The organism is Nocardiopsis endophytica (genome assembly GCF_027706725.1).
Lineage (GTDB): Bacteria > Actinomycetota > Actinomycetes > Streptosporangiales > Streptosporangiaceae > Nocardiopsis_A > Nocardiopsis_A endophytica.
Genome location: NZ_JAQFWQ010000005.1, coordinates 1 through 14,303, shown reverse-complemented (window position 1 = coordinate 14,303; position 14,303 = coordinate 1). Strand labels below are relative to the sequence as shown.

16 protein-coding genes are annotated in these 14,303 nt (G+C 71.6%); 11 read left to right on the top strand and 5 right to left on the bottom strand.

The features are described from left to right. Positions 1-61 precede the first annotated feature (61 nt). Complete coding sequence (locus tag O4J56_RS02735; RefSeq protein WP_270683556.1) at positions 62-625, top strand: DUF6879 family protein; 564 nt, start codon at positions 62-64, stop codon at positions 623-625. Further along, positions 622-822, top strand: coding sequence for a DUF397 domain-containing protein (locus O4J56_RS02730; RefSeq protein ID WP_270683451.1), 201 nt, complete (start codon positions 622-624; stop codon positions 820-822). The genes O4J56_RS02735 and O4J56_RS02730 overlap by 4 nt, the downstream gene beginning before the upstream one ends. A 71-nt stretch (positions 823-893) precedes the next feature. Here the strand turns inward: O4J56_RS02730 and O4J56_RS02725 are convergent, their stop codons facing one another. Beyond that, entirely contained in the window at positions 894-1,076 is a 183-nt protein-coding gene (locus tag O4J56_RS02725) for a DUF397 domain-containing protein (RefSeq protein ID WP_270683450.1), read from the bottom strand. 9 nt (positions 1,077-1,085) lie between these two features. After that, the gene (locus tag O4J56_RS02720; RefSeq protein ID WP_270683449.1) at positions 1,086-1,925 is read right to left on the bottom strand and encodes a helix-turn-helix domain-containing protein; all 840 of its coding nucleotides are present in this window, start codon (positions 1,923-1,925) and stop codon (positions 1,086-1,088) included. Positions 1,926-2,100: 175 nt separating this feature from the next. Here O4J56_RS02720 and O4J56_RS02715 point away from each other — a divergent pair, with 175 nt between their 5' ends. The 6 genes from O4J56_RS02715 (at position 2,101) to O4J56_RS02690 (ending at position 7,110) form a co-directional block, all read left to right on the top strand. Further along, positions 2,101-2,616: an ATP-binding protein gene (locus O4J56_RS02715; protein ID WP_270683448.1), complete on the top strand. Its 516-nt coding sequence runs from the start codon at positions 2,101-2,103 to the stop codon at positions 2,614-2,616. Between the two features lie 213 nt (positions 2,617-2,829). After that, entirely contained in the window at positions 2,830-3,312 is a 483-nt protein-coding gene (locus O4J56_RS02710; RefSeq protein ID WP_270683447.1) for a hypothetical protein, read from the top strand. Beyond that, positions 3,309-3,785, top strand: coding sequence for a hypothetical protein (locus O4J56_RS02705; RefSeq protein WP_270683446.1), 477 nt, complete (start codon positions 3,309-3,311; stop codon positions 3,783-3,785). Before O4J56_RS02710 ends, O4J56_RS02705 begins: the two co-directional genes overlap by 4 nt. Further along, complete coding sequence (locus O4J56_RS02700; protein WP_270683445.1) at positions 3,745-5,376, top strand: ASCH domain-containing protein; 1,632 nt, start codon at positions 3,745-3,747, stop codon at positions 5,374-5,376. Before O4J56_RS02705 ends, O4J56_RS02700 begins: the two co-directional genes overlap by 41 nt. A 295-nt stretch (positions 5,377-5,671) precedes the next feature. Continuing rightward, on the top strand, positions 5,672-6,289 hold the full coding sequence (locus O4J56_RS02695) for a stage II sporulation protein M (RefSeq protein ID WP_270683444.1): 618 nt from the start codon (positions 5,672-5,674) through the stop codon (positions 6,287-6,289). Positions 6,290-6,384: 95 nt separating this feature from the next. Further along, positions 6,385-7,110, top strand: a complete 726-nt coding sequence (locus O4J56_RS02690; RefSeq protein WP_270683443.1) for a helix-turn-helix domain-containing protein — start codon at positions 6,385-6,387, stop codon at positions 7,108-7,110. A gap of 130 nt (positions 7,111-7,240) precedes the next feature. Here the strand turns inward: O4J56_RS02690 and O4J56_RS02685 are convergent, their stop codons facing one another. Beyond that, positions 7,241-8,695: an aldehyde dehydrogenase (NADP(+)) gene (locus O4J56_RS02685; RefSeq protein WP_270683442.1), complete on the bottom strand. Its 1,455-nt coding sequence runs from the start codon at positions 8,693-8,695 to the stop codon at positions 7,241-7,243. Beyond that, a complete protein-coding gene (locus O4J56_RS02680) occupies positions 8,692-10,158 on the bottom strand; it encodes a GH1 family beta-glucosidase (protein ID WP_270683441.1) in 1,467 nt (488 codons plus the stop codon). The genes O4J56_RS02685 and O4J56_RS02680 overlap by 4 nt, the downstream gene beginning before the upstream one ends. Positions 10,159-10,390: 232 nt before the next feature. Here O4J56_RS02680 and O4J56_RS02675 point away from each other — a divergent pair, with 232 nt between their 5' ends. Beyond that, positions 10,391-10,957 (top strand): TetR/AcrR family transcriptional regulator, encoded by a 567-nt coding sequence (locus O4J56_RS02675; RefSeq protein ID WP_270683555.1) that lies wholly within the window; start codon positions 10,391-10,393, stop codon positions 10,955-10,957. 83 nt (positions 10,958-11,040) lie between these two features. Then, a complete protein-coding gene (locus O4J56_RS02670; RefSeq protein WP_270683440.1) occupies positions 11,041-11,916 on the top strand; it encodes a prolyl oligopeptidase family serine peptidase in 876 nt (291 codons plus the stop codon). A 461-nt stretch (positions 11,917-12,377) separates the two neighbouring features. Here the strand turns inward: O4J56_RS02670 and O4J56_RS02665 are convergent, their stop codons facing one another. Then, complete coding sequence (locus O4J56_RS02665) at positions 12,378-13,046, bottom strand: TetR/AcrR family transcriptional regulator (RefSeq protein WP_270683439.1); 669 nt, start codon at positions 13,044-13,046, stop codon at positions 12,378-12,380. Between the two features lie 73 nt (positions 13,047-13,119). On the opposite strand from O4J56_RS02665, the gene O4J56_RS02660 reads away from it, so the two are divergent. Further along, positions 13,120-13,695, top strand: coding sequence for a peroxiredoxin-like family protein (locus tag O4J56_RS02660; protein WP_270683438.1), 576 nt, complete (start codon positions 13,120-13,122; stop codon positions 13,693-13,695). The last annotated feature ends 608 nt before the right edge of the window (positions 13,696-14,303 follow it).

Below are 14,303 nucleotides of genomic sequence, written 5' to 3'. Positions count from 1 at the left end.
GTAATACCAAGACTAGCGTGCCCCGACCACCCCCTTCCCAAGGAGCACGGCCGTGACGATCATGTCCGTATCTGAGTTCCGCGAGGTCTTCGACAGCTTCGAGCACCAGATGTTCCGGCTGGAGTCCCTGGACCACTACATCGCCGAGAACGAGCGGGAGCCGCTCGAACGCTTCCGCGCGGGCCTTGCCCAGGACCCGGCGTGGCGCCGCCCGTGGGCCGGCACCATCGCGGCGATCAATGCCCGGGGCGCGTCCATCGGACGGGTCCACGTGGTCACCGAGCCGCTGACCGAGTACGTGACCTTTGAGATGACGTGCGCCTACCCCGCGAGCGTCCAGGCCGGGGAGGATGTGCGCATCCTGCCTCGCTCCACGGCCGAACGGCTCGGCGTGCCCTGTGAGGATTTCTGGCTCCTCGACGACACTCGCACGGCGAGCATGGCCTACGACGAGGACGGCCACTGGCTCCATGTCGACCTGACCGACGATCCGCAGGTCGTGCAGGAGCATGTGCGGCTGCGGGAGCTCGTCCGAGCCGAGGCGACTCCGCTCTTCGACTATCTGTCCGGCGCAGGGATGGAGCCTGCACCCGGTTCGCTTCTCACCCCTCAGGAGCAACAGTGACCGAGAACCCGTTCACCGACTCCGAGTTCTTCAAGTCCGGCGGAAGCGGTGACAAGGGCTGCGTCGAAGCCGCTATCACACGCCGTGTTCCTGATCGGGTCGGCCTGCGCGACTCCAAGAACCCACAGGGCGCTGTGCTCATCCTTCGGCCGGGCGAGTGGGCTGCGTTCATTCGCCACGCGGGCCGGGGCCTCTGACGATCCACGAGTGACATCGGCGCGGCCCCGTTAAGGCGGCCGCACCGGCGAGTGCCAGGGAGGCGCTGGGGTTAGAAGGCTTCCCGCTTGGCGGCGTCGACGAAGGCGCTCCACTCGGGGGAAGCGAAGATCAGGGCACCGAGCTCCCGGTGCTTGGTATCGCGCACAGCGCTGGCACCGGGGGCATCGGCGACCTCGACACAGTCCTGGGACTGTCCTTGGCTGTAGCTCGACTTACGAAAGCGAAATTCCATCGGCCCTCCTTATCGGAGCATCTTCTTCATGTAGTCCCGGGACTGCTGCACCGACAGCGCAGACGCATGCACGTGGTCGTAGAGCAAGCTATAGCGACGGAGATCGTCTGCGGTCTCCAAGTACAGGCCGTCTGTGGCGGACTCCACGTACACGACCCCGGGATCGTCTTGAAACTCGAGCAGGACGAAGTGCCCGGCTAGACCCGCGTGGGCGCCTGCTGAGAGCGGAAGCACCTGGACATCGACGTTGTCCAAGCGTTGGCCGACATCGATCAGGTGCTCGATCTGTGCCTGCATCACGGCCTGACCACCCACCGGGCGCACAAGAGCGGCTTCATCGATGACCGCCCACAGCCGAGGCGCCCGTTCTCCCTCGAGTATCTTCTGCCGCTCGATGCGGATGGCCACTCTGCGCGCGACATCCTCACCGTCGGTGATGCCGCTTCCCCGGGTGATGGCCTCGGCGTACTGCGCCGTCTGCAGAAGTCCAGGTACGACCCCCAGTTGGAACGTACGGATCGCCGACGCCTCGGCCTCCAGGCCGATGTACGTTCCGCTACCGAGAAGGTCGTCATGAGCGGCCCACCAGCCCTTTTGCCGAGACTGCCGGGCCAGTTCGACCAAGGCCTCCCGCCGCTCTTGATCGTCGACGCGGTACAGGTCGAGCAGGTCCTTGATGTCGCGGGGGTTAGGGCGCTTCCACTCGTTGCGCTCCATCCTGGTGATCTTGCTCGTGTCCCACTCGAGCTGCTTGGCCGCCTGACTCGCGGTCAGTCCCACGGACTCCCGGAGGCGGCGGAGCTCCAGACTGAGCCGTCGGCGGCGGACTGTCGGGCTGTACCTCGGCATGGCGCCCATCCTTCCAGGCTTCCGCACAGGACTCAGAGAGCAATTCGGATTTCCAGCCACATACTACACGCATTGCTTTTTACGTATTGCGATTTCAGTATGGCGCATGCATGCTGAACCTCACTGGTCGTACTCGCGCCGCCACCGGTGGCGCACGAACCCCGTGGGGGCTCCCATGTCCGCCTCGTTCCGCACGCCGCGCCCGCCCACCTTCCGGTCGGTGCGGTGGGAACCGCGCATCTACCCCGGCACGCTCTCCCACGCCCCGCGTGTGCGCCACCACGTGCGCACCGACCTCAAAGGCTTCCCCGACGAGGCCGTGGACACCGTCGAGCTGTGCTGCTCCGAACTCTTCGCCAACGCCGTGGCCTACACCGCCTCCGGACACGAGGGCGGCGAGGTCGTACGCCGCCTGAGTCTGCACCGGCCCGACATCCTCCGGCTCCAGGTCACCGACTCCGGGTGGACCGCCACCCGCCCCGCCGTGCCGGTCGACCGAACGGCGCGCGACTGGGCCGAGGCCGAGGGCCAGCGCGGCCTGTTCCTCGTCGACGCCGTCGCCCGCAGGTGGGGCTACTTCCCCGTCCTGCCCCACCCCAGCCTGAACCTGGGCCTGTGCGTATGGGCCGACCTGCCCGTGGCGCCCGACCAGGTCCCCCGCGGCCTGGACCCCTTCATCTTCACCACCTGAAAGACCGCTGCGGCCGCCCCCAGGAGGGGATGCCGCCCGGCCGACCAGGGGATCGGTGCCGCGAATCGAGGGGGCGGCACCGCACCCCACCGGCCCCCGGACAGCACAGGGGCGGCCGCAGCACCCCCACCACACCACCGGCGGGCGGCCACGAACCCGCCGCCCACGCTTCCCCACGTCCGCTCACACCGAACGCAAGGAACAACCGGTGCCATGAACACCGACAAGGCCCACGCCCCCACGACCACCGGGTCCACCACCCAGCCCAACCCGCGCATCCAGACCGTCCTGGCCGCCCCCAAAGGCCGACGCTTCAACCGCGCCCGCCCCTACGCCCGCACCCCCGCACCGGCCGAACGCCGCCCCGCACCCGTCGAGCGCCTACCCGAGGACGGAGCCCGCGACGAGCGCGCACTCCCACCCTGGCTACTTCGGGTGCACACCGAACTCGCACCCCAGGAGCCGAACCCAGCCTCTCCCCGCCCTTCATCCGAGGTCCGTGGGCCGCTTCCCAGGCAGGGCACTCCCGTCCGGCTCGCTCCAGCGGCCAAGAAGCGGAAGAGACTCTTTTCTCGGGGGCGCCTCCGGCGCCCCCGCGCCCTCGACGAGTCCGCCCGCCGCTGGGAGAACACCCGCCACGCCTGCACAGTCCTGGGCATGCTCCTGACCGCCTACGCCATCGGCCTCATCGGATGACCACGACCAGACCGCCCTTTGGCCGACCAGTTTCAAGGGAACGAATTCCACGTCCCTTCCCCGACGAGGTCGCACCCGAGCAGTTCGACGACCCGGGGCTCGCGCTCACAGCGCACATGGTGCAGGAGTGGATCCCCCACACGCACGCGATCCGAATGACCGTGGTCGACGGCGCATGCTTCACCGCGGAGATCCACAGCGGATCTCCGGCGGCGGATGTCGATTGGCGCAGCGATTACGCATCGCTGACATACGAACCCACGACGCCTCCGCCGCAGGTGCGAGACGCTGTGCGTGCGTTCATGAACCACCTCGGGCTGCGCTTCGGGGCACTCGACTTCCTCGTCACCCCGGCCGGCGAGTGGGTGTTCCTGGAGATCAACCCCAACGGGCAATGGGCATGGATCGACGACCTCTCCCCTGACATCGCCCATGCCCTGGCGACCGCGCTGGAGAAGGGGCCGGATGACTGAATACACCGCCGACGACACCGAAGCCCGCGCACTCCGGCGCAGGCTCGCGGACAAGCTGCGCGACGACGGCGCCCTCACCGGGCCGGAGTGGCACCGCATCTTCACCGCCGTGCCTCGGCACCCCTTCGTCCCGCGGGTCTTCCTCCCGTCCCCCGCCAACGACGGCCGGTACCGCCCGCTCGACGGGACCCGGCCGGAGAACCGCTCCATATGGCTCCGCCACGTCTACCGGGACGACATCTGCATCACCCAGCTCGACGGCGACGACCGGGCATGGGAGGTCGCCTCTCAAGAGGACGAACTCACTTCGGGCGACGGCGACCGCGTCCTCGAAGTGGGGACCGGAACGGGCTACAACGCCGGATTGCTCTGCGAGCGTCTCGGCGCGGATGCCGTCACGAGCATCGACATCGACCCCGTACTCGTCGACCGGGCACGCACGGCATTGGGCGTCCTCGGATACACGCCGACACTGGCCACCGTCGACGGGGCCCTCGGGTTCGCCGACGCCGCCCCCTACACACGGGTGATGGCCACGGCGTCCTTCCCTTCGATTCCTCACGCCTGGATCGAACAGACCTCGAAGAACGGCCTCGTCCTGGCCAACCTCACGCGCCCTCTCGGGGGTGGCGCGCTCGCCCGCCTGACGGTCCGCAACGGCACGGGGGAGGGGCGCTTCTCAGCGCGGTCGGCGGGTTTCATGCCGACGCGTTCCCATCACTCGCCCACCGCCCTTCACCTCTACCGACAGGTCAGCGAGGATCAAGAGAACGCGGCGACCGTCGAGAGGGCGGACGTCGACCTGAACGCGGTCCTCGACACCCCGGACATTCGGTTCTTCGTAGCGCTGCGCAGTGATGTCGAAGAGCTCGGCGTCCGCTATCCGGACCACCCCGCCGAACGATGGCTGCTCGCCCCTGACGGGTCGTGGGCGTTCGCGACGACGGAGGCCGGACGCCCAACGGTTCGGCAGGGGGGCGGCCGCCGCCTCTTCGATGAAGTGGCGGCGTTGTACACGGAGTGGATCGAGCTGGGCGAACCGGCGCGCGACACCTTCGGGCTGACGGTTTCACCTGACAGTCACGTCATCTGGCAGGGCTCGCCGGTCGGCGACCGCTGGTGGCCCCTGGCCGACTCGTCGGCGGACCGCTCATCGACCCGACGCACTCCTTCCGGAGCTTCCACCGTCAAGGAACTCGGACGGCTCATGACCAACCGGCCCGCCGACCTCGACCAGCGCCCTCGCGCGCACGGGATGGGCATCTACAAACGCTACTTCGACCTGATCGCCTCGGGTGAGAAGACGACCGAGGTCAGGGTCGACGACATCAGCCGCAAACGGCTGAAGGAAGGCGACCTCCTCCGGTTCAAATGCCGCAGCGAGGAAGTACTCACCCGGATCACACGGATCGCGCGCTACGACACCTTCGACGAGATGTTCGAGCACGAGCCGGTCTCGTCGGTCGACCCGAACGCCTCAAAGGCCGACCAGCTCCGCAACATCCCGGAGATCTACCCGCCCGAACGCGAAGCACTGGGCGTGGTCGCGATCGGAATCGAACTCGTCGAGGCGCATGCCGAAGGCCCGTGAGTACAGGGAGGACGGACGACCGCCCGCCGTGCACCACAGCGGCGCGTTCGGGGGTGGAGCCCTGGGCACAGGTCCGGGCGGCTCGTCCTCGAGACGCCCGGACCCGCGCAGGATCCGCGCCGGCCCCATGGTGCACGGCGCATGGCGTCCTGGCGTCCGCCACAGCTCCTAAAGCCAGGGCGCCACCTCGGCCAATGCGGGGCCGCCGGGCCGCGCCGCCGACCGCTTGACCCTGCCCTTGGGGCATGGCCTGAAGTGGGTCGCGACCCGCCCCGACCGACAGACGGGACCCCCCATGCACGTCCTCCGCGAACCCCTCCGGATCGTCCGCGCGCACCTCGGCGCCTACCTCGTCATGAACGCGATCATCTTCGGCCCGTTCTTCCTCGGCATGGGGGCGGCTCTGCTCTTCCCCGACCTGCACGCCTCGCACATGGCGTCCATGCAGGAAGACGGGACGGCGGATCACGTCACGTCGCTGCTGGACGACTTCTGGCTGTTCAGCCTGACCATCCTCGCCGTCAACACGCTCACGGCCGCCGCCCCGACCATCCTGCTGCCCTCGCTGATCGTGCCCTTCGCCGGCATCGCCCTCTTCGCCTATAGGGCGTTCCTCTTCGGCGTGGCCCTCGCCCCGGTCGATGCGACCGTCGCGAAGACCCTGATCCCGCACTCCCTGACGCTCCTCATCGAGTTCCAGGCCTACGCCCTCGTCATGCTCGGCGTCTACCTCCTGGGAAGGGCCTGGCTCCGCCCGGCGGCCGTCGGTGCCCGGAACCGCCGCCAGGGGTACATCCTCGGTCTCCGCCAGCTCGGCTGGGTATGCCTGCCCGCGCTGGTGCTGTTCGTCGTCGGCGCCTTCTACGAGGCCTTCGAGATCCTCTACCTGGTTCCGCCGCTGGTCGCCGACTGACCTCAGAGGGCCCACCGCTTGCCCCTGCCCTCGGGGCATGGTGTGGACTCATTCCAGGGCGGGGCAGGGAAGGACCGAGAACGGGGGAGCAGGCAATGGCGTGGAGCACTCGGCAGCTCGCCGAACTCGCCGGGACGACGGTGAAGGCCGTCCGCCACTACCACGAGACCGGGCTGCTCGACGTTCCCGAACGCGCCTCCAACGGGTACAAGCAGTACGGCGTGGCACACCTGGTCCGGCTGGTGCAGATCAAGCGGCTGAGCGACCTGGGGGTCCCTCTCGCGCAGATCGCGGCCATGGAGCACGCCGACGAGGAGCCGGACGAGGCGATCCGCGTCCTGGACGCCGAGCTGGAGGCGACGATCGAACGGCTCACCCGCATACGCGCGGAACTCGCCGTGCTCCTGCGCCACCGGGCGCTGCCCGAGGTACCGCCCGCATTCGCCCCCGTCTCCCGGGACCTCTCCGAGGCCAAACGGTCGCTGCTCATGGTCTACTCGACGATCTTCAGTGAGGAGTCCCTGGAGGCGTTCCGTCGGGCGCTGGCCGACCGGGACGAGACCGAGGACGAGTTCGACCACCTCCCCGCGGATGCGGACGACGCCGCGGTCGACTCCCTCGCCGAACGCATGGCGCCGGTGGTCCGCCGGGCGCGGGAGAGGTATCCGTCGGCGGTCGACCCGACGGCGGACTCGCCCCGAGGCTCCGAGCTCGCCAAGAGCGCCCTGGCGCACGCGGCGGTGGAGCTGTACAACCCGGCACAGCTCCGCGTCCTGCAGCGCACGAACGAGCTCCTTGAACAGGACGGCGACGGCGCCTAGGCCCTGCGGATCCCCGATGATCTCGGGAAAAGCGACGCTACCGGCGCGGTTTTAGGGGCGTTCTTCCCGAGATCAACGACGGAGGGGCCGGTCGGCGGGGAGCAGCCCCTCCCCGCCGCGCATCGTCCGGTTATTCGGGCTTGCCGTCCACCAGGCGGGGGATGTCCAGCGGGTTCTCGTCCTTCAGTGCCTCGGGCAGCAGTGCGTCCGGCACCGACTGATAGGCCACCGGCCGCAGGAACCTGCGGATCGCCGTCGTCCCCACCGACGTGTGCAGCGACGTCGACGCCGGGTACGGCCCGCCGTGGTGCATCGCGTGCGTCACCGACACCCCCGTCGGCCACCCGTTCCACAGCACCCGTCCCGCGTGCTCGGACAGCGACGCCAGCAGCCCCGGCGCGATCGCGTCCTCCTCCTCGCCCTGCACGGTCGAGGTCAGCTGCCCCTGAAGCGCCCCGGCCACCTCCAGCAGCCGCTCCTCGTCGTCGTAGGTCACCACCAGCGACGCCGGGCCGAAGCACTCCTCCAGCAGCCCTTCCGGGTCGGCCAGCAGCGCATCGATGTCGGTCCGCAGCAGCGACGGCGTCCACCCGTCCCCCCGCTGCGCCCCCTCCACCAGGACCTCCACGTCCGAGCGCCCGCTCAGCCGCTCCAGCCCGGAGCTGAACCCCGACTCCACCCGGTCGTTCAGCAGCTCCGCCGCCGCGCGCCCGCGCACGTCGTCCACCAGGGGCGACACGTCGGCGTCGCTCGGCACCAGCAGCACGCCCGGCTTGGTGCAGAACTGCCCCGCGCCCATGGTGAACGACCCGGCGTAGCCCTCAAGGATCTCCCCGCCGCGCGCCGTCATGGCCGCGCGCGTCACGAACACCGGGTTGACGCTGCCCAGTTCCCCGTAGAAGGGGATCGGGTCGGGCCGCGACGCCGCCAGGTCGAACAGCGCCCGCCCACCCGGGATCGACCCCGTGAAGCCGACCGCGCGCGCCCGCGGGTGCAGCACCGCCCTGCGCCCCGTCTCCTGCCCGTAGACGACCGCGAAGACGCCCTCAGGCACGCCCGCCTTGGTCAGCGCGTCGGCGACGACCTCACCCGTGCGGCGCGCCAGGCGCGGGTGCCCGGGGTGCGCCTTGACGACGACGGGGCACCCGGCCGCCAGCGCCGACGCGGTGTCCCCGCCGGCGGTGCTGAAGGCGAACGGGAAGTTGCTCGCGCCGAACACGACGACCGGCCCCAGCGGCACCAGCATCCGCCGCACGTCCGGCCGCGGCCCCATGCCCCACTGCCCGTCGGGCCGGTCGATGGACGCCTCCAGGTACCGCCCCTCCTCGATGTGGTCGGCGAAGAAGCGCAGCTGGAAGGTGGTGCGCCCGAGCTCGTTGCGGCAGCGCGCCTCGGGCAGGCGGCTCTCCTCCATGGCGATGGGCACCAGCTCCTCGGCCGCCCCGTCGAGGGCGTCGGCGGCCGCCCGCAGCACGGCGGCGCGGTCGGCCGGGCGCATCGCCGCGAAGTCGGGGGCGGCCTCGGCCGCCGCCTCCATCACGCGGTCGAGCTCCGCCTCGGTGGTGTCCTCGGGCATCCCCGTCATGGCTGATTCCTTCGTGTCGGGGTCGGGTTGCTCTGCTCGGTTTCGGTGTGGGTGCCGGAATGGGTGTCGGTGCTGTCGCTGCCCCGTCGGCCCTCGATCCACGCCCGGTACCAGGCGTAGGAATCCTTGGGCGTCCGCCGTCCCGTGTCGAAGTCGACGTGGACGAGGCCGAAGCGCTGCGTATAGCCCTCGGCCCACTCGAAGTTGTCCATGAGCGACCACGCGAAGTAGCCCCGCACGTCGACCCCGTCGGCGACGGCATCGGCGAGCGCGCGCAGGTGGCCCTCCATGTAGGCGCAGCGCTCGGGGTCGGCGACGCGGCCCGACGCGTCCGGGGCGTCGTCGCGGGAGCAGCCGTTCTCGGTGATGTAGAGCGGGGGCAGCCGGTCGCCGTACCGGCGGCGCAGGCCGGTGAGCAGGTCGTACAGCCCTCGGGGGACGACCGGCCAGCCGAAGGCGGTGGTCGGCGTGCCGGGGTGGCGGTCGGTGTAGGGCGGCAGGGCGAACGGTAGCCCGTCGCCCGGCTCGGGGGCCGCGACGACGGTCGGGTTGTAGTAGTTCACCCCGAGCGCGTCCGCCGACCCGTGGATCTCGTCGAGGTCGCCGGGCAGCACCGCCCCGTCCAGCGGTGAACGGCCGGTGGGCGAGTAGGCGCCCAGGTCGGGATACTCCCCCAGCAGGAGCGGGTCGAGGAACATGCGGTTGTGCAGGGCGTCGTAGGCGCGCGCCGCCTCTCGGTCCGCGTCCGCGCCCGCGTCCTCGCCTTCCCGGAGCGGTTCGACCGGCGTCAGGTTGTTGGTCAGCAGCACCGTGCGGCCGGCCTCGCGCAGGACCGCCGCCGCGCGCGCATGCGCGAGGAGCTGGTGGTGTCCGGCGGGCAGTGCGCCGGTCATCAGGGCCTTGCCGGGAGCGTGCACACCGAACGCGTACCCGAAGGCCATGTGCACGAACGGCTCGTTGAGCGTGATCCACCGCCCCACCCGGTCCCCGAGGCGGTCGACCGCCGCCTGCGCGTAGTCGGCGAAGCGGTCGGCCGTCTCCCTGGCGAGCCATCCGCCCTGCTCCTCCAGGGCAAGCGGCAGGTCCCAGTGGTAGAGCGTGGGGACCGGCTCGATGCCGGCGGCGAGGAGGCCGTCGACGAGCCGATCGTAGAAGTCCAGCCCCGCGGCGTCGATCCGGCCGCGCCCGTCGGGCTGGATCCGGGGCCAGGAGAGCGACAGTCGGTAAGCGCTTACCCCGAGCGCCCGCAACAGCTCCGTGTCCTCGTCGCAGCGGTGGTAGTGGTCGCACGCCACGGCACCGGTCGCGCCGTCGCGGATCCTGCCGGGCTCGGCGGCGAAGGCGTCCCAGACCGACCGGCCGCGCGCGTCGGCGCCGCCCTCGACCTGGTGGGCGGAGGTCGCGACGCCCCAGAGGAAGCCGGGCGGGAACACGGGCACCCCACCGGGAACGCCTGCCTGCACCGGACCACCCCCTCTACCAGCCGCCACGGGCGAGCACACCCCTCCTCGGCGGCCGGATTCGGCCAATTCGCCGCCTCAGCATTCGCAGGGCACGAACCCGGAATATTACGGGAACCATTTGATTCCGGAAAGGCATCATAAGGATGTGATGACTACTTCCCGCAGTTCCATCGCCGTCGAGCCCGCGCTCGCGCACGCTCCGCTGCGCCGGCGGCCCGCCCAGCAGCGCAGCATGGCGCGCGTCCAGCGGATGCTGGACGCCTGCGCCGAACTCCTGGACGAGGGCGGGTACAGCGGACTGTCCACCACGCGCATCGCCGAACGCGCGGGCGTCGCCATCGGATCGGTCTACCAGTTCTTCCCGGACAAGAAGGCCATCACCCAAGCGCTGGTCCTGCGCTACCTCGACATGTTCAGCCACCGCGTGGCCGACCGCCTGAAGAACGGGGGGTTCGATCACTGGAGCGAGGCCGTCGATGTCATCATCGACGAGTACCTGGACATGCACCGCAGCGTCCCGGGCTTCCGCAGCCTGCACTTCGGCGACATCGTGGACGTGCGCCTGCTCGACACCTCCTCCGACAACAACGGCGTGATCGCCGCCCGCCTGCGCGAGCTGCTCACCACCGTGGCCGGGGCCGAGGAGAGCGAGCGCCTGGACCGCGCCGTCACCGTCGCCGTGGAGGCCGCCGACGCGGTGCTCAAACTGGCCTTCCGCGCCGACCCCGACGGGGACCCCGACCTGATCTCCGAAGCCAAGCTGATGCTCCGGTGCTACCTGGGCCGGCACTTCGCCTGAGCCGGGGCGGAGGCGGGGCCGGGGTCCGCGGTGCACCGGCGCCGAGGACACGGGGCGGCGCAGACCGACGGGAGGAGCCCTCGTTGACGCACACCGAAACCGCAGTATCACCCGCGGCCGAACCGGCCCCGGGCCCGGTGGCGGGCACCGCGGCCGGGGTGCCGTTCCTCGCGGTCCCGCCCGCGATCGGTGGGCCGCGCGCCCCTCTGGTGCTGGCGCTGCACGCGTTCGAGCCGCCGCGCGGTGAGACCGCCCTGGCCGGGACGCTGCCGATGGCCTCACTCCCGGCGTGGCGCGTCTACCTGGGCCTGCCGATGTTCGGCGCCCGCCTGCCCGAGGGCGGCGTCGCCGCCGTCAACGAGCTGGGGCGCGCCGACTACCTCCTGCACCTGTACGCGCCGGTGGTGGAGCAGGCCGGGAACGAGCTGCACGCGGCCGCCGCGGAGCTCGCCGCGCGCTTCCCCGTGGTCGACGGCCCGGTCGGGCTGATGGGGGTGGGCGCGGGCGGCGCGGCGGCGATGCTGGCGCTGGCCGAGTCCGACCTCCCCGTGGCCGCGGTGGGCCTGGTCAACCCGGTGACCGCGCCGCAGCGGGTGATCGCCGCCCGCGAGCGCCGCACCGGAGCCCCTTACGTCTGGACCGAGGAGGCCCGCGACGCGGCGGTCCGGCTGGACGTCGCCGGCCGCGTCTCCGACATGGCGGCCCGCAGGCAGGTCCCCCCGGTCCTGGTGGTGAGCGGCGGCCAGGACGAGGTGGTCCCGCCGGACCACGGCCGCGGGCTCTGTAGCGCCCTTGCCCCCTACACCGGCCCTGAGCGGGTGCGGCACGCGGTCGTCCCCGACCTCGCCCACACTCTGGGCCCCGAGCCCGGCCTCCAGCCCGGCCCGCCCACCCCGGGCGGCGTCCTGGCCGACCGGGCGCTGACGGAGTGGTTCCACCGGCACCTGTCGGAGCAGTAGCCCCGGGAGCGGCCGCGAGGCGGCGGGCGTCAGCCCGGCGATGCGGCGTTCACCGACCAGGACGCCCGGCTCCGCTCCCCCCTGCCGTCACCGCCCCCGCCCCCGCATTCCGGCGGACAGCCGCCCGGCCGGGGCCCCGAAGCGGGGTACCCGCCTCCTCGGGGTGGGGTGCGACCTGGAGGTGGCGAGGACCGGCCTGAACAAGGCCGAGGCCGAGGCGGCGGGCTTCGCCTACGAGACGGCGACGATGCGGTCCACGACCCGCGCCGGGTACTAACCCGGGCGCGACATGGATGACGGTCAAGCTCCTCGCCGAACGCCGCAGCGGTGCCGCAAGGGCCGCGGACCTTCCCCGTCGCCGCCTTCTCCCTCGTCCCCTGGCGGACGGCCACCCGGCCGGGGAGTGTGAACGGGGTACCTGCCGTGCCGTCGCCGACGATCCGCCGATCCGGCCTCGTCCCCTACCTGCCGCGGGTGCCCGGGCGGCTCCCGTCGGCGCCTTCCCGGTCCTCTCGGGCCTCCCGGTCGAGGGCTTCCAGCAGCAGGCCCACACACCTGCGGAACTCCTCTTCGGCGGTGAGGCCGCGGGCCGCGGCCGCCGTCTCCGCCAGGTAGGGGTGGCTCTCGCGGGGCAGGGCGGCCAGCGCCTCGGTCCCCTCGCCGATCAGCGGGCCGAAGTGCTCGGCCTGCAGCGCCCCCATCACCTGCCCGAGGATCGCGCGGAAGGCGAACGCGCGGTGGCGGGGCCCAAACCCCGCCTCGGCGAGGACCTCCAGCACCGCCTCGCCCCAGCGCAGCGACGCCGGAGCGGAGTGCCGCCGCCCAAGCAGCAGCGGGACGGCCGCCGGGTGGGCCTGGACCACCCACCGCACGCGCTCGGCCAGGGCCAGGACGCGGTCGGTCCACCGCTCCAGCTCCCCGGTGCCGGTGTCCACGGCGGCGAGCATCCGGTCGACCACCAGGCCCTCCAGCCGCTCGCGCCCGCTGACGTAGCGGTAGAGCGACATCGTGCCCATGCCGAGCTCGGCGGCGACGGCGCGCATCTTCAGGCCGTCGGTGCCGTCCCGGTCCAGGACGGCGAGGGCGGCGTCGGCGATCCGGTCCTCGGTGAGGGAGCGTGGTCGTGGCATGGCGTTGACAGCGTACAAGGTACGCGCATACGTTCGTTGGCGTACGCGATACTCCTACGTGAGGACCCTCCCCATGACCGCCTCCCGTACCGCCCGCTTAGAGGTCGGCGACACCGCCCCCGAGGCAGCGCCGACCACCGCCACCGGCGAACGCCTGTCGCTCCCCGACCCCGACCGCATCGTCCACCTGCAGTTCCGCCGGTTCGCCGGGTGCCCGATCTGCCACCTGCACCTGCACTCGTTCGCCCGCCGCCACGCCGACATCGAGGCGGCGGGGGTGCGCGCGGTCGCCGTGTTCCACTCGACCGCCGACGGCCTGCGCGAGTACGCCGAGAACGCCCCGTTCGACCTCGTGGCCGACCCCGGGATGGGGCTCTACCAGGCTTACGGCGTGGAGGCGGGCCCGCGCTCACTGCTCTCGCCGGGTGCCTGGCCGGGGATCGCACGCGGGGTCTTCCGCGCCGTCCGGCTGCTGCTACAGAAGCGCCCCTGGCCCACACCGGAGCGCCGCCCGCCGGGCGGCAAGCTGGGCCTGCCCGCCGACTTCCTCATCGCCCCGGACGGACGGATCCTGGCGGCGAAGTACGGCGCCCACGCCAATGACCAGTGGTCGGTCGACGAAGTGCTCGCCCGGGTTCCCAAGCCCTGAACACCAGGACATCCGAGCGGAAGCCCTCCTGGTCCGCCCTGGCCCACCCGACCCGATGGGGCGGCGACGGCCCGAGCAGGGCGGTTCCCCGGCCCTGCTTGCCGGGTGGCAGGCCCCTCCCGGTGCAGGTGGACGGCCGGGCAGGTCCCCCGCTCACGGATGCCGGCCGTCCGCCAGGTCGGCGGGGTATCAGGAAGGAGGCGGCGACGACGAAGGTAGGCGGCCCCACCTGCAGCGTTGTCGGCCGCGGCGCGTGCGGGCGGTCGCCGTCATGAGCAGCAACGGCACAGCAGGTCCCCCGCTCAAGGCCCCGGCCGGGCGGCAGGCCGCCAGAGCGTGGCGGAGGAGGCGGCGACGGACCGAGCGGGGCGGTTCCCCGGCCCCGTTCGCCGATCGGCGGGCAGGGGGGCGCGCTCCCGGGCCTTCGGGCGGCCCCGGTCCATCTTGCGTCGTGAAACCGACGCCTGATCAGCCCAAAAGCGTCGATTTCACGACACAGGATGCCCGCACCCCTCTCCCACTGCCCGTTATGCCCGGTATACGCCGCCCGGGAGGCCCCTCCGCGATGATCTCGGGGAACCCGGGGTTAAAACGGACACGATAAGCCC

Coding starts and splice junctions, on each gene's coding strand:
- O4J56_RS02660 (WP_270683438.1), top strand. CDS start 13,120: ATGACCGCCTCCCGTACCGCCCGCTTAGAGGTCGGCGACACCGCCCCC.
- O4J56_RS02735 (WP_270683556.1), top strand. CDS start 62: ATGTCCGTATCTGAGTTCCGCGAGGTCTTCGACAGCTTCGAGCACCAG.
- O4J56_RS02705 (WP_270683446.1), top strand. CDS start 3,309: ATGACCACGACCAGACCGCCCTTTGGCCGACCAGTTTCAAGGGAACGA.
- O4J56_RS02720 (WP_270683449.1), bottom strand. CDS start 1,925: ATGCCGAGGTACAGCCCGACAGTCCGCCGCCGACGGCTCAGTCTGGAG.
- O4J56_RS02690 (WP_270683443.1), top strand. CDS start 6,385: ATGGCGTGGAGCACTCGGCAGCTCGCCGAACTCGCCGGGACGACGGTG.
- O4J56_RS02700 (WP_270683445.1), top strand. CDS start 3,745: ATGCCCTGGCGACCGCGCTGGAGAAGGGGCCGGATGACTGAATACACC.
- O4J56_RS02725 (WP_270683450.1), bottom strand. CDS start 1,076: ATGGAATTTCGCTTTCGTAAGTCGAGCTACAGCCAAGGACAGTCCCAG.
- O4J56_RS02710 (WP_270683447.1), top strand. CDS start 2,830: ATGAACACCGACAAGGCCCACGCCCCCACGACCACCGGGTCCACCACC.
- O4J56_RS02685 (WP_270683442.1), bottom strand. CDS start 8,695: ATGACGGGGATGCCCGAGGACACCACCGAGGCGGAGCTCGACCGCGTG.
- O4J56_RS02675 (WP_270683555.1), top strand. CDS start 10,391: ATGGCGCGCGTCCAGCGGATGCTGGACGCCTGCGCCGAACTCCTGGAC.
- O4J56_RS02715 (WP_270683448.1), top strand. CDS start 2,101: ATGTCCGCCTCGTTCCGCACGCCGCGCCCGCCCACCTTCCGGTCGGTG.
- O4J56_RS02695 (WP_270683444.1), top strand. CDS start 5,672: ATGCACGTCCTCCGCGAACCCCTCCGGATCGTCCGCGCGCACCTCGGC.
- O4J56_RS02665 (WP_270683439.1), bottom strand. CDS start 13,046: ATGCCACGACCACGCTCCCTCACCGAGGACCGGATCGCCGACGCCGCC.